Source organism: Parasphingomonas frigoris, assembly GCF_036663815.1.
GTDB lineage: Bacteria > Pseudomonadota > Alphaproteobacteria > Sphingomonadales > Sphingomonadaceae > Sphingomonas.
This window is the reverse complement of sequence record NZ_JAXOJQ010000004.1, coordinates 58,050-76,611: the sequence shown is the minus strand read 5'-3', so window position 1 is coordinate 76,611 and position 18,562 is coordinate 58,050. Positions and strand designations below refer to the sequence as shown.

The 18,562-nt window shown below is 65.4% G+C and carries 20 protein-coding genes and 1 pseudogene; 17 read left to right on the top strand and 4 right to left on the bottom strand.

All coding sequences use genetic code 11. From position 1 onward, the window contains the following. Nucleotides 1–31: 31 nt before the first annotated feature. Nucleotides 32–1,669 carry a putative bifunctional diguanylate cyclase/phosphodiesterase gene (locus U1872_RS14945; protein ID WP_332793711.1) on the bottom strand — a complete coding sequence of 546 codons (1,638 nt, stop codon included), beginning with the start codon at nucleotides 1,667–1,669 and terminating at the stop codon, nucleotides 32–34. A gap of 229 nt (nucleotides 1,670–1,898) precedes the next feature. Here U1872_RS14945 and ffh point away from each other — a divergent pair, with 229 nt between their 5' ends. The 3 genes and pseudogenes from ffh (at nucleotide 1,899) to rimM (ending at nucleotide 4,537) form a co-directional block, all read left to right on the top strand. Next, complete coding sequence (ffh, locus tag U1872_RS14940; protein WP_332793710.1) at nucleotides 1,899–3,389, top strand: signal recognition particle protein; 1,491 nt, start codon at nucleotides 1,899–1,901, stop codon at nucleotides 3,387–3,389. Between the two features lie 42 nt (nucleotides 3,390–3,431). Further along, nucleotides 3,432–3,899: pseudogene (rpsP, locus tag U1872_RS14935) on the top strand (30S ribosomal protein S16); the annotation flags it as partial. A 119-nt stretch (nucleotides 3,900–4,018) separates the two neighbouring features. Further along, on the top strand, nucleotides 4,019–4,537 hold the full coding sequence (gene rimM / locus U1872_RS14930; protein WP_332793709.1) for a ribosome maturation factor RimM: 519 nt from the start codon (nucleotides 4,019–4,021) through the stop codon (nucleotides 4,535–4,537). Here rimM and U1872_RS14925 read toward each other — a convergent pair. Continuing rightward, the gene (locus U1872_RS14925; protein WP_332793880.1) at nucleotides 4,527–5,432 is read right to left on the bottom strand and encodes an NAD(P)/FAD-dependent oxidoreductase; all 906 of its coding nucleotides are present in this window, start codon (nucleotides 5,430–5,432) and stop codon (nucleotides 4,527–4,529) included. The genes rimM and U1872_RS14925 overlap by 11 nt on opposite strands. Nucleotides 5,433–5,525: 93 nt before the next feature. Here U1872_RS14925 and U1872_RS14920 point away from each other — a divergent pair, with 93 nt between their 5' ends. From U1872_RS14920 to U1872_RS14895, 6 genes are all read left to right on the top strand, one after another. Then, nucleotides 5,526–5,870, top strand: a complete 345-nt coding sequence (locus U1872_RS14920) for an AbrB/MazE/SpoVT family DNA-binding domain-containing protein (protein ID WP_332793708.1) — start codon at nucleotides 5,526–5,528, stop codon at nucleotides 5,868–5,870. Further along, the gene (locus U1872_RS14915; protein WP_332793707.1) at nucleotides 5,867–6,241 is read left to right on the top strand and encodes a type II toxin-antitoxin system VapC family toxin; all 375 of its coding nucleotides are present in this window, start codon (nucleotides 5,867–5,869) and stop codon (nucleotides 6,239–6,241) included. Before U1872_RS14920 ends, U1872_RS14915 begins: the two co-directional genes overlap by 4 nt. After that, on the top strand, nucleotides 6,238–6,969 hold the full coding sequence (trmD, locus tag U1872_RS14910; protein ID WP_332793706.1) for a tRNA (guanosine(37)-N1)-methyltransferase TrmD: 732 nt from the start codon (nucleotides 6,238–6,240) through the stop codon (nucleotides 6,967–6,969). Before U1872_RS14915 ends, trmD begins: the two co-directional genes overlap by 4 nt. Nucleotide 6,970: 1 nt before the next feature. After that, nucleotides 6,971–7,363 carry a 50S ribosomal protein L19 gene (rplS, locus tag U1872_RS14905; protein ID WP_010186138.1) on the top strand — a complete coding sequence of 131 codons (393 nt, stop codon included), beginning with the start codon at nucleotides 6,971–6,973 and terminating at the stop codon, nucleotides 7,361–7,363. A 333-nt stretch (nucleotides 7,364–7,696) separates the two neighbouring features. Continuing rightward, the gene (locus U1872_RS14900) at nucleotides 7,697–8,710 is read left to right on the top strand and encodes a trypsin-like serine peptidase (RefSeq protein ID WP_332793705.1); all 1,014 of its coding nucleotides are present in this window, start codon (nucleotides 7,697–7,699) and stop codon (nucleotides 8,708–8,710) included. Between the two features lie 60 nt (nucleotides 8,711–8,770). Next, on the top strand, nucleotides 8,771–9,016 hold the full coding sequence (locus tag U1872_RS14895) for a hypothetical protein (protein ID WP_332793704.1): 246 nt from the start codon (nucleotides 8,771–8,773) through the stop codon (nucleotides 9,014–9,016). Between the two features lie 54 nt (nucleotides 9,017–9,070). Here U1872_RS14895 and U1872_RS14890 read toward each other — a convergent pair whose 3' ends face one another. Continuing rightward, nucleotides 9,071–9,763, bottom strand: a complete 693-nt coding sequence (locus U1872_RS14890) for a pentapeptide repeat-containing protein (protein WP_332793703.1) — start codon at nucleotides 9,761–9,763, stop codon at nucleotides 9,071–9,073. A gap of 51 nt (nucleotides 9,764–9,814) precedes the next feature. Further along, on the bottom strand, nucleotides 9,815–10,684 hold the full coding sequence (locus tag U1872_RS14885; RefSeq protein ID WP_332793702.1) for an alpha/beta hydrolase: 870 nt from the start codon (nucleotides 10,682–10,684) through the stop codon (nucleotides 9,815–9,817). A 91-nt stretch (nucleotides 10,685–10,775) separates the two neighbouring features. On the opposite strand from U1872_RS14885, the gene U1872_RS14880 reads away from it, so the two are divergent. The 8 genes from U1872_RS14880 to U1872_RS14845 all read left to right on the top strand — a co-directional run bounded on the left by U1872_RS14880 (nucleotide 10,776) and on the right by U1872_RS14845 (nucleotide 18,551). Then, nucleotides 10,776–12,134, top strand: coding sequence for a DUF418 domain-containing protein (locus U1872_RS14880; RefSeq protein WP_332793701.1), 1,359 nt, complete (start codon nucleotides 10,776–10,778; stop codon nucleotides 12,132–12,134). Nucleotides 12,135–12,216: 82 nt separating this feature from the next. Beyond that, complete coding sequence (locus tag U1872_RS14875; protein WP_332793700.1) at nucleotides 12,217–14,451, top strand: S9 family peptidase; 2,235 nt, start codon at nucleotides 12,217–12,219, stop codon at nucleotides 14,449–14,451. Nucleotides 14,452–14,598: 147 nt separating this feature from the next. After that, nucleotides 14,599–15,315, top strand: a complete 717-nt coding sequence (locus U1872_RS14870; protein ID WP_332793699.1) for an MgtC/SapB family protein — start codon at nucleotides 14,599–14,601, stop codon at nucleotides 15,313–15,315. A gap of 61 nt (nucleotides 15,316–15,376) precedes the next feature. Further along, nucleotides 15,377–16,405: an aspartate-semialdehyde dehydrogenase gene (locus U1872_RS14865; protein WP_332793698.1), complete on the top strand. Its 1,029-nt coding sequence runs from the start codon at nucleotides 15,377–15,379 to the stop codon at nucleotides 16,403–16,405. Continuing rightward, a complete protein-coding gene (locus tag U1872_RS14860; RefSeq protein WP_332793697.1) occupies nucleotides 16,405–16,926 on the top strand; it encodes a hypothetical protein in 522 nt (173 codons plus the stop codon). Before U1872_RS14865 ends, U1872_RS14860 begins: the two co-directional genes overlap by 1 nt. After that, a complete protein-coding gene (locus tag U1872_RS14855) occupies nucleotides 16,923–17,366 on the top strand; it encodes a GFA family protein (protein WP_332793696.1) in 444 nt (147 codons plus the stop codon). The genes U1872_RS14860 and U1872_RS14855 overlap by 4 nt, the downstream gene beginning before the upstream one ends. Further along, nucleotides 17,363–17,809 carry a GFA family protein gene (locus U1872_RS14850; RefSeq protein WP_332793695.1) on the top strand — a complete coding sequence of 149 codons (447 nt, stop codon included), beginning with the start codon at nucleotides 17,363–17,365 and terminating at the stop codon, nucleotides 17,807–17,809. The genes U1872_RS14855 and U1872_RS14850 overlap by 4 nt, the downstream gene beginning before the upstream one ends. Further along, nucleotides 17,790–18,551 carry an alpha/beta fold hydrolase gene (locus U1872_RS14845; RefSeq protein ID WP_332793694.1) on the top strand — a complete coding sequence of 254 codons (762 nt, stop codon included), beginning with the start codon at nucleotides 17,790–17,792 and terminating at the stop codon, nucleotides 18,549–18,551. The genes U1872_RS14850 and U1872_RS14845 overlap by 20 nt, the downstream gene beginning before the upstream one ends. The last annotated feature ends 11 nt before the right edge of the window (nucleotides 18,552–18,562 follow it).

Here is an 18,562-nt window from a genome sequence, read left to right as displayed (position 1 = left end):
CCCCGCCCTTCCAGGGAGGGGAGGAGCCGTGTCAGCCCGCGCGGCGCGCGTCGGGCAGGTCGATCGTGCGCTCGCTCTGTGCGACATGCAGCAGGCGTCGCTCCGCCAGCAGTCGACGGGTGTTGGCGATGCTCGTCGGGCGCCCATACAGGAAGCCCTGGCCCTTGCCGCAGCCAAGCGCGCGCAACCGATCCTCGATCGCCACATCCTCGATCCCCTCGGCGGTGATCGGGAGGTTGAGGCTTTCGCCCAGCCGGGTGATAGCGGTGACGATCGCGGCGCTCTCGCTATTTTCGTTCATCGACATGATGAAGCTCTTGTCGATCTTGATCCGGTCGAACGGCAGCGCGCGCAGATGCGCGAGCGAGGAGTAGCCCGTCCCGAAATCGTCGAGCGCGAGCCGGATGCCCTGGTTCTTGAGGCTGCCGACGATCGATTGCGCGAGCGGCAGATTGTCGAACAGCGCCGTCTCGGTGATCTCGATCTCGAGCCGGCTGGCGGGAAAGCCCGTCTCGGTCAGCACCTTGATGATCTTCTGCGCGAGCCACGCATCCTTGAGCTGGCACGGCGAGATGTTGACCGACAGCGACAGCGCGGGATCCCAGTCGCGCGCGGCGAGGAACGCCTGCCGCATCAGCGACAGCGAGAGGTCGGCGATCATGCCGGTTTCCTCGGCGATCGGAATGAAGATGTCGGGGCTGATCACGCCGCGCGTCGGATGCTCCCAGCGTGCGAGCACCTCGAAGCCGCCGAGCCGCCCGGTCGACAGTTCGATCTGCTGCTCGAAATAGGGCACGATCTCCTGCCGCGGGATGGCGGTGCGCAGGCCGACCTCAAGCTCGTTGCGCACTTGCAGTTCGCGCTCCATCGACAGGTCGAACCAGGCGAAGCGGCTGCGTCCCGAATTCTTGGCGGCATACATCGCGATGTCGGCGGAGCGCATCAGCGCATCGATGCTGACGCAATCGAAATCGGACCGCGCGATGCCGACCGAGACCGAGATGTGCAATTGCAAGCCCTCGACCTGGAACGGCTGCGCGAGACGACTGACGAGCTTCTCGGCAACGCGCTCGACGGTCGAGGGGTGCGGCGAATCGAACAGGAAGGCGCAGGCAAACTCGTCGCCGCCGAAGCGCGCGGTCAGCGCGACGCTGGGCATCGCGTCGGCAATCTCGACCGCGACCTGCTGGAGCAAGGCGTCGCCGATCGCGTGGCCGTGCATGTCGTTGACCATCTTGAAATGGTCGAGGTCGAGCATCAGCAGCGCCATCGCCTTGCCGCGCGCCCGCGCGCGGACGAACATCGCAGCACCTTCCTCGGCCAGGCTGCGCCGGTTGAGGAAGCCCGTCAGCGGGTCGCTGGCGGCGAGTTGCTGCGCGCGTTCCTCGGCGGCGGTGCGGATCGTCACCTCGTGCGCCAGCTCGCGGTGGCGCCGCCAGCCGAACAGGATGAGTGCAACGTTGAGCAGCAACGCGATCACCAGCGTCTGGTCGGGCCCTGCACCACCATAGAAATGGGTCCGCACCGTTGTAGACAGAACCGAGCTGCCGGTGCCGACGAACAACAGGATCGAGGCGACGGTTATCGCACCATTGAGGATGTTGCGCCGCGGGGCATTCGGGGGCGACCCCGCATGCCCCGCATCGCCGACACCAGTCTCACCCGTCATTATCGTCCACCCGCCCTGTCTTGGAAGCGCCGGTTTGTCACGCCAGCGGTGTAGATGGGGTTAAGCCCGATGGTTGCGTAATCATTCGAACCACGGTAGGGTGATCGCGATCGTTCCTGCACAGGACCGTGAAGGCTGCCCCATGGGGCTACGCCGGCCGACGAGGTTTCGTCCGCCGGCGTTCTTTGCGTTACGGTGCGGCGGCGATGTTTTGGAAGGGTTTTTTCGGATGTTCGAGAGCCTGAGCGACCGTCTTGGCGGTGTGTTCGATCGGTTGCGGGGGCGCGGTGCGCTCACCGAGGCGGACGTGCGCGGTGCGATGCGCGAAGTGCGAGTCGCGTTGCTCGAGGCCGACGTTGCGCTGCCGGTGGCGCGCGATTTTGTCGACAAGGTCACCGAACAGGCGATCGGCCAGAACGTGTTGCGCTCGGTCACGCCGGGGCAGCAAGTCGTCAAGATCGTCAGCGATGCGCTGACCGAGATGCTCGGCGCCGAGGCGGCGGAGCTCGAACTCGGCGTCACGCCGCCGGCGATCATCATGATGGTCGGCCTGCAGGGCTCGGGCAAGACGACCAGCACGGCGAAGATCGCGCTGCGCCTCGCGAAGCGGCAGGGCAAGAAGGTCTTGATGGCGTCGCTCGACGTCAATCGCCCGAACGCGCAGGAACAGCTCGCGGTGCTCGGCACGCAGGCTGAAGTCTCGACGCTGCCGATCGTCGCCGGCCAGCAGCCGGTCGATATCGCGCGGCGCGCAGTGCAGGCGGCCAAGCTGCAGGGCTATGACGTCCTGATGCTCGACACCGCGGGTCGTCTCCACGTCGATCAGGCGCTGATGGACGAGATGCGCGCCGTCGCCGACGTCGCCAGGCCGAACGAGATCCTGCTCGTCGTCGACTCGCTGACCGGGCAGGACGCGGTCAACGTCGCGCAGAACTTCTCCGAGCAGGTGCCGCTGACCGGCATCGTGCTGACCCGCATGGACGGCGACGCACGCGGCGGTGCGGCGCTGTCGATGCGTGCCGTCACCGGCAAGCCGATCAAGTTCGCGGGCATGGGCGAGAAGCTCGACGCGCTCGAGGCGTTCGATCCCAAGCGCGTCGCCGGCCGCATCCTCGGCATGGGCGACGTGGTCGGCCTCGTCGAGCGCGCGGCCGAAGCGATCCAGGCCGAAGACGCCGAGAAGATGGCCGCCAAGATGGCCAAGGGGCAGTTCGACCTCGACGATCTGCGCGCTCAGCTCAAGCAGATGCAGCGGATGGGCGGCCTTGGCGCGCTTGCCGGCATGATCCCGGGCATGGGCAAGGCCAAGGGCATGGTCGACCAGGTTGGAGGTGAGAAGGTGCTGGTGCGGATGGACGCGATTATCACCTCGATGACCGCCAAGGAGCGCCGCAAGCCCGAACTGCTCAACGCCAAGCGCAAGATCCGCGTCGCCAAGGGCTCGGGGACGACCGTGCAGGACGTCAACAAGCTCCTGAAGATGCACCAGGAAATGGCCAACGCCATGAAGAAGATCAAGAAGATGGGCGGCCTCGCCGGCATGGCCAAGATGTTCGGTGGCGGCGGTGGTGGAATGGGCGGCCTCGGCGGCGCGCTCGGCGGAATGGGCGGGATCGATCCGGCCAAGATGCTGAGCGGCGGCGGGGGCGGTCTCCCCGGCCTCGGCGGCGGCCAGACCAAGCTCCCCCCCGGCTTCGAGAATTTGCTCAAGAAGAAATAAGTTCAACCCAATCAACACATTAAAGCAAGAAGGTACTCTATCATGGCAGTCAGCATTCGTCTTTCGCGCGGCGGTTCCAAGAAGCGCCCGTACTACCGCATCGTCGTCGCCGATGCGCGCGCACCGCGCGATGGCCAGTTCATCGAGAAGATCGGCACCTACAACCCGCTGCTCGCCAAGGATGACGAGAAGCGCATCGTGCTCGACACCGACCGTGCGACCTACTGGCTCGGCGTCGGCGCGCAGCCGACCGACCGCGTTGCCCGCTTCCTCGACGTGAAGGGTGTGCGCGAGCGCGCTGCCCGCAACAACCCGAACAAGGGCAAGCCCGGCGAGAAGGCCACCGAGCGCGTCGAAGAGCGCCAGAAGAAGCTCGACGATGCCGAGGCCGCCAAGGTCGCAGCAGCCGCCGCTGAGGAAGAAGCCAAGGCTGCTGCCGCAGCTGCTGAGGAAGAGGCCAAGGCCACTGCTGCAGCCGAGGCTGCTGAAGCTGCCGAAGCTGCCAAGTCGGCACCGCCTGCCACCGGCAGCAACGAAGAGACCGAGCAGGTCATGGCTGCCGAAGTCGAATCGGCAACCGAAGACGCGACCAACGAAGGCGAGAGCGCCTCGGCACCGGCCGAGGGCTGATGTCTGACAACCCTTCCGCAAGCGGAAGGGGGCCGGACGCCCCCGTCACGCTCGCCGTCATCATCGGCGCGCACGGCGTGACGGGGGAGGTCCGTCTCAAGGTCTTCACCGAGGATCTTGGTGCGTACAGCGACTTCAACGGCGGCACGCTGTCGTTGAAGTCGGTGCGCCACGGCAGCAACGGCATGATAGCGCGGATCGCCGAAGTGACCGACCGCAACAAGGCCGAGGCCTTGCGCGGGACCGAACTGACCGTGCCGCGCTCGGCGCTGCCGCCGCTTGAAGACGGCGAATATTATCATGCCGATTTGCTGGGCTTGACCGCGGTTTCGACCACGGGGGAGGCACTCGGTCATGTCGTCGCGATCGACGATTTCGGCGCGGGCGACGTGATCGAGATCGAACGGCCGTCCGAGGACGGCAAGCCGGGCAAGCGCTTCATGATCCCGATGAACGCCGATGCGGTGCCCGAATGGGACGCCGACAAGCTCGTCGTCGAGGTCGGCTTTATCGTCTGAGCGGCTGACGCTCGTCGAGCAGGTTGCGGATGGTCGTCGCGGCGACGCCCGCTTCGCCCATCGCGTGGCTGATCTGATCGAGGCCCTTTACGACATCGCCCGCGGCAAACAGGCCGGGGATCGAGGTGCGCTGGTGGTCGTCGACCTCGAGACACCCCTCGTCGGTCGCGTTCGCGCCTGCCGCGACCGCGAGCTTCGAGCGGATCGTCGAGCCGAGCGCCGGATAGACGCTGTCGAAGCGCAGCGCGCCGTCGGGGGTGGTCACGATGATCTCGTCGCCTTCGACATGGATCGGTGTGCACGGGCCGTCGCGGTGCACGATACCTGCTTCGTCGAGCTTGGCGCGACAGCTGTCGTCGAGATCGTGCGCGCCGCCGGGGGCGATCAGCGTAATGTCTTTGGTGTAGCCGCGCAGGAACAGCGCTTCCTTCATCCCGTGCGTGCCGGTGCCGATCACGCCGACGCGCTTGTCGGTGACCTCGTAACCGTCGCAGATCGGGCAATAGCGGATCAGGCCCCGCTCGAGCGCAGCGTCGTGGACGGCATCGTCCATCTCGGGGCGGAGGTTGACCACACCGGTTGCCAGCAGCACCGATCGTGCGGGGAAGCTGCGGCCTTCGACCTCTACGATGAAATCGTCGCCGCTTCGGACGATCGCGGTAACCTCGGCCTCTTCGCGTTGCGCGCCGAATTCGGCCGCCTGCTCGCGCATCAGGCGGAGCAGTTCGGTGCCCTTGATCCCGCCGGGATAGCCGGCATGGTTGTGCGTCCGCGGGATCAGCGAAGCACGGCTGCTACCGCAATCGAAGAGTCTGATTTTCAAGTGAAAACGCGCGAGATAGATCGCGGCGGTGAGGCCTGCGGGGCCGGCGCCGATGATGATGCAATCGTCCATGGCTGCGATACGCGCGGCCATCACGAGAGGTTCCTTTACAATCGAAGTGACCGTATATACATGACGTATATACGCTATATTCGGAGCTTCGCTATGAGCGCAGATCGCATGTCCGAGCTTCATCGCCTCCTGGGATCGGCTCCGTGGCTAAAAGTCAGGGAGCGACGCGACTATCGAGTTAAGGTTTTCCAATCAGGCAACTCTGTCGCATTGCGGCTGCCCGCGGAACTTGGCCTTAAGCCAGGACTGGAAATGAACTTGCGCGTCGAAAACGGGGAAATCGTATCTGTCGAACCGGTGGAACGGCCGAAGCGCAAATTCAATGCCGCAAAAGTGGCGGGGTCGGCAAGCGATCTGACGCCTTTGCCCGACGCGGATCGCGCGTTCGCAGATCGCCCCCTGTCTTGGCACGGCAGCCACGACGGGTCGACGGCGTGAAATATTTGCTCGACAGCAATATCATCATCGCCTTGGCGATGGGGAACAGCGACCAGCTGACAAACCGCGCCTCGCAATGCGACGAGGATGAGATCGTCACCAGTGCTGTGGCACTTGCCGAGGTCGTCTATGGGTCGGCCCGCGACAAGCCGCCTGCACTCGATCAACTTCGCGCTTTCATCGAGGAGGTGCCCGTGTTGGCATTCGACTATAAGGCCGCCGTCGCTTACGCCGCGCTGCCGTTCAAGCGGGGCGGATATGACCGGCTGATCGCTGCCCATGCGCTGTCGCACGACCTTACGGTTGTTACCGACAATCAACGGCATTTCACGGACATCCCCGGACTCCGCGTAGAAAATTGGATGGCATGACCTTCGCCGCCACCGTCCTGACGCTCTATCCCGAGATGTTCCCCGGCCCGCTCGGTCTGTCACTCGCCGGACGGGCGCTCGGCGAGGGGCGGTGGAGCCTCGACGCGCGCAACATCCGCGATTTCGCGACCGACAAACATAGCACCGTCGACGGCACGCCGGCGGGTGGCGGGGCAGGGATGGTGCTGCGCCCCGATATTCTCGCCGCGGCGATCGACAGCGTGCCCGCCGGACGCCCGCTGCTTGCCATGACCCCACGCGGCGCGCCGCTGACGCAGGCGCGCGTGCGCAGCCTCGCCGAAGGGCCTGGCGTCACCATCCTGTGTGGCCGCTTCGAAGGCTTCGACGAACGCATCTTCGCGGCGCGCGAGGTGGAGGAAGTGTCGATCGGTGACTACATATTGTCGGGCGGCGAGATGGGGGCGCTCGTCCTGCTCGATGCTTGCATTCGGCTGCTCCCCGGCGTAATGGGCGCGGCTCGCAGTGGTGTGGACGAGAGCTTCGAAACGGGGCTGCTCGAATACCCGCAGTACACCCGACCTTATGAATGGGAAGGGCGCACGATCCCCGAAGTGTTGCGATCGGGGGATCATGCGAGGATTTCGGCATGGCGCAAGCACATGGCCGAGACCGAAACACGGCTAAGGCGGCCGGATCTATTGGAGCGCCATGAGGGTGCTCGGGTCCAGTCGCCCTCTGGCGCGCGACGAACGAAGAAGGACGCATGAGATGAATCTCATCCAGACGATCGAAGCCGAGAACATCGCCAAGTTTCTCGAGAACAAGAAGATCCCCGAATTCCGCCCCGGCGATACGCTGAAGGTCGGCGTGAAGGTGGTCGAAGGCGAGCGCACCCGCGTCCAGAACTATGAAGGCGTGTGCATCGCGCGGTCTAACAAGGGCATGGGTTCGAACTTCACCGTACGGAAGATTTCGTTCGGTGAAGGCGTCGAGCGCGTTTTCCCGCTTTACTCGCCGAACATCGACAGCATCGAAGTCGTCCGCAAGGGCGCGGTGCGTCGTGCCAAGCTGTATTACCTGCGTGGCCGCACCGGCAAGTCGGCGCGTATCGCCGAGCGCCGCGACACGCGTCCGGCCAAGACGGTCGCTGCCGCCGAGTAATCGGTCGGTTCGCTGCAAGGCGCGATTGGGGCGCGGGAACTTCGGTTCCCGCGCCCTTTTTGTTTGCGCTGAATGTCGATCGTTTCGGCTGTAATCCTCGCCTCGCAATTGGTAGTCACTGCAGTGCAGCGACGAATCCGCAATGTTATGGTTTTATTGCAGTTTCAACTTGAGTAGTATACTTTCCCTTAAGTCGACTCCCGATGCGAATCGTGATACGCAGTTCCTAGTCGCGGTTGGACGTGAACTCAGTCAGTAGTGTTGCTATCGTGCGCTGCATTTGCCGCGATCACTGCGCATGATCCGTGCCCTCTTGTTGAAAAGGACAGAGCAGTGAGCAAGGACTTGAAAGGCGTGATGTTCCAGGATATTAAGGAAACCGAAGGATCCGAGCCCGGGATCGACGTGATCGACGCGCCAATGCCCGATCCCGTTCCCGCGGGCAAAGCCGACCCGGCCTCTGGCAAGACGCAATATGAGGTCGTCGGCTCCGTCGACCGCAACGTGAAGAACCCGGCGACCGAGGCGGCGAACACGGCCTCAACCCCGCTGGTCGCTGAGACCAGCTGGGAGCTCGGCAGTCCGGGTGCGGGCCTCGGCGAAGCGGCGGATCTCGTGCTGCCGGATGCGCTCCTTGGCAGTTATCCGGAGCTTCTCGATCAGTTTCGGGAAGAGGTCATTATCTTCCCGGACGACCGGATCCGCGTGCAGAACACCACCGTCTATCCCTGGCGTGCGATCTGCGCGCTGCGGATCCAGGCAGCCAATGGCCAGCAATTCATCGGGACCGGCTGGATGATCAGCCCGCGGACCGTCATCACCGCCGGGCATTGCGTCTTCCTGCACGATGCCGGCGGCTGGGCACGCTCGATCGAGGTGATCCCCGGTATGAACGACGCGAGCCGCCCCTATGGCAGCCACGTTGGCACGGCGCTGCGCAGCGTCACAGGCTGGACGCAGGGCAAGAATCGCGACTTCGATTATGGTGCGATCATCCTCCCTCCGGCCAATCGGCCTGGCGTACAGACCGGCACCTTCGGCTTCGCCGTTCGCGATGACGCGTTCCTGAAGAACGCGATGCTCAACCTGAGCGGCTATCCCGGCGACAAGGGCGGTGCGCAGCAGTGGTTCCACGCGCAGAAGGCGAAGGCGACCTCGTCGCGCGTAATCACCTATGACATCGATACGATGGGCGGTCAGAGCGGATCGCCGGTGTGGGTGCTGCAGAATGGCCAGCGGTATGCCGTGGGTGTCCATACCAATGGCGCCGCGTCGGGCAATTCGGCGACGCGCATCGTTTCGGACATGTTCGCCAATCTGGTGAACTGGAAGAATCTAGGCGCCTGAGAGGAGCGCCGTGGCGCCGGTCCGTTCGGCGCTACGGCGTTTCCGCAGTGGGATCACTTTATGAAGCTGTTCTTCGCCGATGCTGCGGGAAGCCCCTTGAGCGGCGCGGTGATCGCCGTCCTGTCGTCGCCGTCAGGGCTCACCGATATTGGCTATGTCACCGATCCCAACGGCGCGATCGCGTTCACCGCGCCGGTCGGAGGCGCCTATCGCTTCGTGCTGACGGCCGGGGACGGCAGGCAATGGCACGCCAGCGCGACTCTGCAGTCCGAGGAGGAGGTCAGGGTCGTGGCGCAACCGATCTGATCCGGCGCGCGCCGTGCCGGCGGTGAAGCGCCTGCGGCCTCCGATCACGCCTGCCTATAGCACGCGCAAGCCCAGTTCTCCGAGCAACTGCCCGGCCTGCTCGCGCGAGATGGTCGCGCCGCGGAACTGCCGCGCATCGACCAAAGCGATCCCGCCGAGATCGGCGCCGCGCAGGTCGGCTCCCTCGAACCGACATCCCGCCACCCCGGCATCGCGCAGGCTGCAGTCCTCGAACACGGTCGCGCGAAAGTCGCTTTTGCGCAGGTCGGCCTGCCCGAGATCGATCTTGCGCAGCGTCTGCTTGCGGAACGAGAAGCCGGGAAGCTTGGCGTTGATCAGCAGCACCTCGTCGAGCCGCAGGTCGAACGCCTTGGCCTCGCTCAGGTCCGCGCCGGTCAGCTTGCAGCGCGCGAAGCTGGCGCTGGTAAGCGTCGCGCCGCGCAACGCGGCATTGTTGAGATCGCACGCCGCGAAGCGCGCGTCGCTCAGATCGGCGCGCACGAAGCGCGCAAAGGCGGCGCGGCACGACGTCCACGCCGTCGCCTCGAGCCGCGCTCCGGTCAGATCGACCCGGCGCAGGCTGCAACGCTCGAATTGCCAGTGCGAGAGGTCGAGGCCCGACAGATCGACGTCATCGAGATCGCAATCGACCAGCAGCGCCGGCGCCGGGAGCGTTTCGAGATCGTCACGGGTCAGCGTCCGCTCGCGGACGGTGGCAGCGGCGGGGTGGTGAGGGGCAGCGGTCATTGCGCCTGCGTAGAGCGTTACGGGCGATCACGCGATGGGCCTGCACCGTGCCTAGTCGAACGGAATCACCCGCACCGTATCGGGAAGCGGCGTGGGCGGCGGCGACAGCGGGTCGAGCCGTGCGACGATCCGCTCGAGGATCGGCGCGATCGTCGCGGCGTCGGGCTGATGCCCCGCGCCGCGGATCACCGCGCTGAACCCCGAGCGGCGCGCAGCGTGCGCGGCCTTGTGGATTTGCTCGCCCATCGCCGCGGGAACGGTCTCGTCGGCGAGGCCGTGGATCAGGAAGAAGGGCTCGTCGAGCGTCGCCACCGCCGCGAGATTGTCGTAGCGATCGCTGATAAAGGCGCGCGCGATCTTGGGCGCCATCGCGCGTAGACCGGTGAAGGTGCCGATCGTCACCAGCGCGTCGAGCGTGTGGCGCGTCGCCAGCCCGAACGCGACGCCGCCGCCCAGGCTGTGCCCGACGACCAGCACCCGCCCGGAACCCGCCAGCCGCCGCGCTTCGGCATAGAAGGCGTCGGCATCGCGGCCGAGGCCGGGCTCGTCGGCGCGACCGGGATTGGCCGAATAGCCGCGATATTCCGCGGCGACCACGCCATAGCCCTGCGCGACGAGCGGCGCGAACCAGGCGAGCGTGGTGAGCGCGCTCGAGGCATTGCCGTGGAAGACGAGCAGGGTAGGGCGCCCGGGCACCGGGGCGATCTCTGCGCCGGTGATCGCGAGACCGTCGCTGGTCCGCACCGTCACGCGCTGCGCTCCAGGGGTGAGGAGTGCGGTGGTGATCGGGGTCTTTGGGGCAGGGTAGATCCGTTCGTGGATCTGGCCTGCGGCCGCACTCGAGCCTGCGTAAAGCAAAATCATCCCGATCGCGACCGTGCCCGTCGCTAACGCCTTGGTCGAGAGTGCCCGATACCGCATCCGTCGCTTCCCCATCCTGTCCTGTGTATGAGTTGCACAGAACACCTCGATTTGCTATGCGTCGTGGCGATTTTTGGTCATGGGGGGAAACATGTCCGACGTCGCGATGACCACTGCCGCCGAACCCGATGGAGCGCCGCGCATCGCGGTGCTCGACATCCTGCGCGGGATCGCGATCCTCGGCATCCTGTTCATGAACATCAACGACATGGGCCAGTCGCTCAACGCGTCGTTCGACGATATCCGCCATCTCGGCTGGTCGGCGAGCGATCAGCTCGCCTGGTGGCTGCGCGAGGTGCTCGCCAACGGCACCGCGCGCTGCCTGCTCGAATTGCTGTTCGGCGCCGGGATGGTGATCCTGACTGACCGCGTGGCGGCGCAGGCAGACGAATGGGTCGTCCTGCGGCGCTATTATGGGCGCAACCTCATCCTGTTCGCTTTCGGGCTGGTGCACGTCTTCATCCTGCTGTGGCCCGGCGACATCCTGCATACCTATGGCATCGCCGCGCTGGTCGCCTTCCTGTTCCGGCGCCTGCAGCCGCGCTGGCTGATCATGGTCGGCATCTCGCTGGCGCTGTTCCAGCTCGTCGGTGGGGGCTATTTCGGCTATTATCAGACGCTGCAGACCCGCGCGCAGGTCACCGCGATCGAAGCGCGCGTCGCCGCCGGCGCCAAGCCAACGGCGGACGAACGCGAGCTCCTCAAGAGCAAGGCCGAGCGCGACAAGAAGCGGGCGGAATCGCGCGCCAAGCTGCGCAAGGACGTGGCAGCCGAGGACCGCGACCGCGTCGGGAGCTTCGCGACCTGGGCCGGCGCGCAATGGCGCATCTTCTTCGACATCCAGTCGCAATTCCTCGAACTGCTGTTCGTCTGGGAAGCGGCGAGTGTGATGCTGATCGGTGCCGCGCTCTACAAGCTCGGCGTGCTGCAGGGGCGGCGATCGCGACAATTCTACCTGTGGATGGCGCTGGTCGCCTATGGCATCGCGATCCCGCTGCGCATGGTCGGCGCGCACGAGCAGATGCTGTTCGGCACGGGGCCGTACAGTTTCTGGGCGACGTACGAGATTGCCCGGCAGGCGATGACGCTCGGGCATGTCGCGCTGGTCAACCTGCTCGTTGCCACAGCCTTCGGCGCGCGGCTGCTGCGGCCGTTCGTCGCGGCGGGGCGGACGGCGCTGACGATCTATATCGCGCAGACGCTGATCTGCCTGTGGGTGCTGTACCCGCCCTTCATGCTCGGTCTTTACGGCAAGATGACGTGGGGGCCGCTGATGGTCACCGCGCTCGTCATCGATGCGGTGCTGCTGGTCGGGGCCAATCTGTGGGTGCGCCAGTTCAACATCGCCCCGGTCGAATGGGCGTGGCGCTCGCTGGTCGAGCGGCGCGTGTTGCCATGGCGCAAGCGTCCGCGCGCGCCGCGTGTCGAAGGCGCGCCCGCGCTCGCTTAAGGTCCCTTTACCTCGCGCACGCACCCCGCGATAAGCGCGCTCCACCGCCCGTCTGGGGCGCGACAGGGACTGGAGATGCGGGATGCGGGCGAGTTGGGCTTTTGCGGGCGTGATGCTCGCCTGTGCGGCGGTGCCGGCCATGGCTGCTGATCCCGTGACCACCCCGCTGACGCTGAAAGCGGTGTTCGGCAGCCCCGATCTCTCGGGCGTCCAGCCGCGCGGCGTCAAGCTCTCGCCCGACGGGACGCTGCTCACCTCGCTGCGCCCGCGCGCCGAGGAGAAGGAGCGCTTCGACCTGTGGGCGCGCGACACGCGCACCGGGCAGGAGCGGATGCTGGTCGATTCGAAGAAGGTCGGCTCGGGCGCCGAACTCTCCGAGGCTGAAAAGATGCAGCGCGAGCGCGCGCGCATCGCCGGCTCGAAAGGCATCGTCACCTATGACTGGGCGCCTGACGGCAAGACGATCCTCGTGCCGATCGACGGCGACCTGTATCTCGCCGGACTCGACGGCACCACGCGGCGGCTGACCAACGCGCCGGGCGATGGCGCGCTCAACCCGGTGATTAGCCCCAAGGGCGGTTTCGTCAGCTTCGTGCGCGGGCAGAATCTGTTCGTCCAGCCGCTCGGCGGCGGCGACGCGCGCGCGGTCAGCAGCGATGGCGGCGGGACGGTGCATTGGGGCGAGGCCGAGTTCGTCGCACAGGAAGAAATGGACCGGCGCACGGGCTATTGGTGGTCGCCGCAGGACAGCCACATCGCGGTCGAGCGCTTCGATGAGGCCCCCGTCGGGATCGTCACGCGCGCCGCGATCGGCGCGAACGGGACCAAGGTGTATGACCAGCGCTATCCGGCCGCTGGCACGCCCAACGTCGCGGTCGCTTTGTACGTGATGAAGGCGGACGGGTCGGGGAAGGTCAAGGTCGACCTGGGCAGCAATCCCGACATCTATCTCGCGCGCGTCGACTGGACGCCCGACGGCAGCGCTTTGCTGGTCCAGCGCGAGAGCCGCGACCAGAAGACGCTCGACATGCTCAAGGTCGATCCTGCGACCGGCAAGGCCAAGGTACTATTCACCGAGAAATCGGGCACGCGCAGCTGGTTGAACCTGTCCGACGCCTATCGTCCGATGAAGGACGGGAGCCTGATCTGGCGTTCGGAGCGGACTGGCTTCGGCCATCTGTATCGCTTCGCCGCGGGCAAGTGGACCGCGCTGACCAAGGGCGACTGGGTCGTCCAGGCACTGCTCGGCGTCGACGAGGCCAAGGGCCGGCTGTTCTTCACCGGCAACAAGGACGGCGTGCTCGAGCAGCACCTCTATTCGGTCGATATCGCGCATCCGAACCAGATCACGCAGCTGACCGAAGCGGGCTGGTGGAACAACGGCACGATGGACGACGCGGCCACGCGGATGATCGTCTTGCGCTCGAGCCCGACCCAGCCGACGCAGGTCTATCTCGCGGACGCCGATGGCAAGCGGCTGTCGTGGATCAACGAGAATGCGATCAAGCCGGGGCATCCCTATTACCCGTATCTCGCGAGCCACCAGCAGACCAAGTTCGGCACGATCAAGGCCGATGACGGCACCGAGCTCTATTACGAGATGATCACCCCGCCGCTCGAGCCGGGGAAGAAATATCCCGTCTTCTTCCAGCATTATGGCGGCCCCGGCACCGGGCAGCAGGTCACGCGTGGCTGGGGCGGGGCGTTGCCGCAGTACCTCGTGCAGCACGGCTATATCTATTTCCAGATCGACAATCGCGGCTCGTACAATCGCGGCAAGGCGTTCGAAGATCACATCTATCGCGCGATGGGGACGGTCGAGGTCGCCGACCAGCTGGCGGGGGCGAAGTTCATCAAGAGCCAGCCATTCGTCGATCCCGCGAAGGTCGCGATCTATGGCTGGTCGTATGGCGGCTACATGACGCTCAAGATGCTAGAGGCGAACCAGGACGTCTATGCGGCCGGCGTCTCGGGCGCACCGGTCACGCAATGGGAGCAGTACGACACCCACTACACCGAGCGCTACATGGGCTCACCGGTCGCCGACAAGCAGGCCTATGTCGCGTCGGACGCGCTGGGCAAGGCGCCCGCGATCAAGGATCCGCTGCTGCTGATCCACGGCATGGCGGACGACAATGTCGTGTTCACCAACTCGACCGCGTTCGCCGCACGGATGCAGTCGACCGCGACGCCGTTCGAGATGATGTTCTACCCAGGCTACACGCACCGCGTCGGCGGACCGGGGATCAGCGAGCATCTGTGGGGGACGATTCTGACGTTTCTCGATCGGAACGTGAAGGACAAACCCGCGCGGTGACCCAACCCGCTTCCCCGGCGAACGCCGGGGCCCAGCAGCGGAACAGGGAGGGTCGCGCGCAGCGCTTCGTCTTCGAAACCTTCGCTACTGGGCCCCGGCCTTCGCCGGGGAAGCGGTAAAAAGACAATCCGGTAAAGACGCCCCATCATGCGCTTCCTCACCACCTTCCACCTGTTGCCGTTCCTCGACACGGTCGTCAGCTATCTCGTCGCGTTCGTGCTCGGCACGCTGATCGGCGCGGAACGCCAGTATCGTCAGCGCACCGCGGGCCTGCGGACCAACGCGCTCGTCGCGCTCGGCTCCTCCGCATTCGTCGATCTCGGCCAGCGGCTCGGCGGCGACGTCGAGTCGATCCGGATCATCGCCTATGTCGTGTCGGGGATCGGCTTCCTCGGCGCCGGCGTGATCATGAAGGAGGGGATGAACGTCCGCGGGCTCAACACCGCGGCGACGCTCTGGTGCTCGGCGGCGGTCGGCGCGATCGCGGGGAGCGACATGGTCGCCGAGGCGGTGCTGCTCACCGGCTTCGTCATCCTCGCCAACACCATGCTGCGCCCGCTGGTCGACGCGATCAACCGCATCCCGCTCGAGGGCCGCAGCGTAGAGGCGACCTATACCGTCACGATCACCACCGAGGCGGTAGAAGCCGGGCCGATGGGCGACCTGCTGACCGAGCATCTCGAAACTGCGCAACTCCCGGTCGCCGAGCTCGACATCATCAACCGCGGCGAGGACCGCGTGGAGATTGTCGCGAAGCTCGTCAGTACCAATATAGCGGTGAGCGAGCTCGACGCGCTGACCGATCACCTCGCGACGGTGCATGGAATAACCCATGCGACCTGGCAGGCGCGCACGCACGATTAGCAAAGCGATTGGACGTGCCCGCGTAATGACGCTACGGGCGCGTTCCGAATTGGAGGAAAACATGGGTTATCGGATCGTTGTCGCGGGTGCGACGGGCAATGTCGGGCGCGAGATGCTCAATATTCTGGCGGAGCGCGAATTTCCGCTGGCGGATATTGCGGTCGTCGCCTCGTCGCGCAGCCAGGGCGACGAAGTCGACTTCGGCGAGACCGGGCGCAAGCTCAAGATCCAGAATATCGACCATTTCGATCCGACCGGCTGGGACATGGCCTTGTTCGCGATCGGCTCGGAAGCGACCAAGATCCACGCACCTCGTTTCGCCGCTGCCGGCTGCACGGTGATCGACAATTCGTCGCTGTACCGGATGGACCCCGACGTGCCGCTGATCGTGCCGGAGGTGAATCCCGATGCGATCGCGGGCTATACCAAGCGCAACATCATCGCGAACCCCAACTGCTCGACCGCGCAGATGGTCGTCGCGCTCAAGCCGCTGCATGATTTCGCCAAGATCAAGCGCGTCGTCGTCGCGACCTATCAGTCGGTGTCGGGCGCGGGCAAGGCGGGGATGGACGAGCTGTTCGAGCAATCGCGCAACATCTTCGTCGGCGATTCGGCCGAGGCCAAGAAGTTCACCAAGCAGATCGCGTTCAACGTGATCCCGCACATCGACAGCTTCCTCGACGACGGGTCGACCAAGGAAGAGTGGAAGATGGTGGTCGAGACCAAGAAGATCCTCGACAAGTCGATCAAGATCACCGCGACCTGCGTGCGCGTTCCGGTGTTCGTCGGGCATTCGGAAGCGATCAACATCGAGTTCGAGAACGAGATCTCGGCCGCACAGGCGCAGAAGATCCTGCGCGAGGCGCCCGGCGTGATGCTGGTCGATAAGCGCGAGGACGGTGGATACGTCACGCCGGTCGAATGCGTCGGCGAGTACGCGACCTTCATCAGCCGCGTGCGCGAAGACCCGACCGTCGAGAATGGCTTGTCTTTGTGGTGCGTTAGCGACAATCTCCGCAAGGGCGCGGCGTTGAACGCAGTGCAGATCGCGGAGTTGCTCGGGCGGCGGTATCTCAACAAGGGGGACTGATGATCGGACTCGGGTTGCTGGCGGTCGCGGCGGTGCAGATGTGCCCCGTCGCGAATGCGCGCTACGTCCTGCGCAGCAATCCGGGCGTCACGGTCCATTTCGAAAATGCGCCGATCAACGTCGACTGGCCGCAAGGCGTGGTGGTGGCGGTCCACGGTGCTAGGACCGGGCGGACCAGCTACTGGCTGCCTTGGTATGGCGGCACCGACGGTGGGCGCCATATCCGCGGGACTGCACTGCTCGATCGTTCGAAAGATTTGGAGGCGCAGCGACGGGTGGAGCGCAGGGGAGACCTTGACTTCTTCCTCCTCGATTCCCGCTATCGCTTCTTGTCGAGCCTGCCCAAGCGCGGCAGCGCAGCGCCGGCGCATCTGTTGATCCCAAACCTGGATCTCTGGCATTTCTTCGATGCTGCGGGGCGGCGTGACGACTCGCCGCGGGCCTTTTTCGATTTGGTAGGATGTCGGCGGTCGACATCGCATGATCGTGGGAAGGACGTCATCCTTCCCCACGTCGCATGATCGCCGGCGGCTGCCGCTGCGGCGCGACGCGCTACACGCTCGCGCTCGATGCGATGCCGCCGGTCTATTGCTGCCATTGCCTGGATTGCCAGAGCTGGTCGGGCAGCGCGTTCAGCGAGCAGGCGCTCATTCGTGACGACGCGATCACGGTTACGGGGCCGGTGGTCGACTATCGCATCACCAATGCCAGTGGAGCGGAATCGCACCAGCGGCTGTGCGACATGTGCCATGCGCGGATCTACAACACCAACAGCGCGCACGCCGGGATCGCGGTCGTGCGCGCGGGTACGCTCGACGCGAGCGACACGCTGAGCCCGCGCACGCACCTCTGGGTTAAGCGCAAGCAGCCGTGGGTGACGATCGCTGACGACGTCCCGACCTTCGCCGAGAATGCGCCGCCGGCTGAGTTCATCGCCATAATGATGGGAGCGAGACCATGACCGAAACCATGACCGGCGGCTGCCAATGCGGCCGCATCCGCTACCGCGTCGAAATCGAGGATGACGACGCGTACCTGTGTCACTGCAAGATGTGCCGGCGCGCGACGGGCGGCATCTCGATCGCTCTGAAAGTCGTCAAGATCGCCAGCGTTAGTTGGGAGCGCGAACCCGATCGCTACCAGAGCTCGCCGATCGCGCAGCGCGGATTTTGCAGTGCGTGCGGGACGCCGCTGACTTTCGAATTTCTCGAGCCCGGCGAAAACATGGATCTCACCGTCGGCAGTTTCGACGATCCGTCGCGTTTCCGCCCGATGCATCATTTCTCGCCCGAGACTTGGCACGCGGCATGGCTCGACACTAAGGACCTCCCGACGACGCGCGTGGCGGATAATCCCTCCACGGCCGATCGATGGATGAAAGCGCTTGGCAAACTCCCCGACTGAACCGCACTTCTTCGAAAGCTTCGACGGCACCCGCCTGGCATGGCGCGAAATGGGCGAGGGCCGCCCTGTCGTGCTGATCCACGGCTATTTCTCGAACGCGACGATTAACTGGATCAAATACGGCCATGCCGCGAAGATCGCCGCGGCGGGCTTTCGCGTGATCATGCCCGATTTGCGCGCGCATGGTGACAGCGCCAAGCCGCGTGATGCCGCCTCCTATCCGCCCGACGTGCTGATGCGCGACGGCTTCGCGCTGATCGAGCAACTCGGGCTCACCGACTACGATCTCGCCGGCTATTCGCTCGGTGGGCGCACGACGATGCGGATGCTTGCCAAGGGCGCGACGCCTCGCCGCGCGGTGCTGTCGGGGATGGGGCTCGAGGGCATCCTCCATACCGCGGGCCGAGGGCACTATTTCCACAACGTCCTGACCAATCTCGGCAGCTTCGCGCGCGGGAGCAGCGAGTGGCTAACCGAGGCGTTCCTCAAGACCACCGGCGGAGATCCCGTCGCGCTGCTGCGGATCCTCGACACCTTCGTCGATACGCCGGCCGAAGCGATCGCGGCGATCGAGACGCCGACCCTGATCGTCACCGGGGTCGATGACGACGACAACGGCTCGGGCGAGGCGCTCGCCGAAGCGATGCCGCACGCCGCCTTCCAGTCTGTGCCGGGCAGTCATATGAGCGCGGTGCTCAAGCCCGAGCTCGGCGCGGCAATCGCGGACTTTCTCGCGGCTTGACCGGGCGCGTG

Bases quoted from the DNA above. Each gene is read 5' to 3' on its own strand.
- U1872_RS14855 (WP_332793696.1), top strand. From the start codon at position 16,923: ATGATCGCCGGCGGCTGCCGCTGCGGCGCGACGCGCTACACGCTCGCG.
- U1872_RS14890 (WP_332793703.1), bottom strand. From the start codon at position 9,763: ATGACCGCTGCCCCTCACCACCCCGCCGCTGCCACCGTCCGCGAGCGG.
- U1872_RS14920 (WP_332793708.1), top strand. From the start codon at position 5,526: ATGAGCGCAGATCGCATGTCCGAGCTTCATCGCCTCCTGGGATCGGCT.
- U1872_RS14925 (WP_332793880.1), bottom strand. From the start codon at position 5,432: ATGGACGATTGCATCATCATCGGCGCCGGCCCCGCAGGCCTCACCGCC.
- U1872_RS14850 (WP_332793695.1), top strand. From the start codon at position 17,363: ATGACCGAAACCATGACCGGCGGCTGCCAATGCGGCCGCATCCGCTAC.
- trmD (WP_332793706.1), top strand. From the start codon at position 6,238: ATGACCTTCGCCGCCACCGTCCTGACGCTCTATCCCGAGATGTTCCCC.
- U1872_RS14895 (WP_332793704.1), top strand. From the start codon at position 8,771: ATGAAGCTGTTCTTCGCCGATGCTGCGGGAAGCCCCTTGAGCGGCGCG.
- U1872_RS14865 (WP_332793698.1), top strand. From the start codon at position 15,377: ATGGGTTATCGGATCGTTGTCGCGGGTGCGACGGGCAATGTCGGGCGC.
- rimM (WP_332793709.1), top strand. From the start codon at position 4,019: ATGTCTGACAACCCTTCCGCAAGCGGAAGGGGGCCGGACGCCCCCGTC.
- U1872_RS14870 (WP_332793699.1), top strand. From the start codon at position 14,599: ATGCGCTTCCTCACCACCTTCCACCTGTTGCCGTTCCTCGACACGGTC.
- U1872_RS14875 (WP_332793700.1), top strand. From the start codon at position 12,217: ATGCGGGCGAGTTGGGCTTTTGCGGGCGTGATGCTCGCCTGTGCGGCG.
- ffh (WP_332793710.1), top strand. From the start codon at position 1,899: ATGTTCGAGAGCCTGAGCGACCGTCTTGGCGGTGTGTTCGATCGGTTG.
- rplS (WP_010186138.1), top strand. From the start codon at position 6,971: ATGAATCTCATCCAGACGATCGAAGCCGAGAACATCGCCAAGTTTCTC.
- U1872_RS14860 (WP_332793697.1), top strand. From the start codon at position 16,405: ATGATCGGACTCGGGTTGCTGGCGGTCGCGGCGGTGCAGATGTGCCCC.
- U1872_RS14880 (WP_332793701.1), top strand. From the start codon at position 10,776: ATGTCCGACGTCGCGATGACCACTGCCGCCGAACCCGATGGAGCGCCG.
- U1872_RS14945 (WP_332793711.1), bottom strand. From the start codon at position 1,669: ATGACGGGTGAGACTGGTGTCGGCGATGCGGGGCATGCGGGGTCGCCC.
- U1872_RS14885 (WP_332793702.1), bottom strand. From the start codon at position 10,684: ATGCGGTATCGGGCACTCTCGACCAAGGCGTTAGCGACGGGCACGGTC.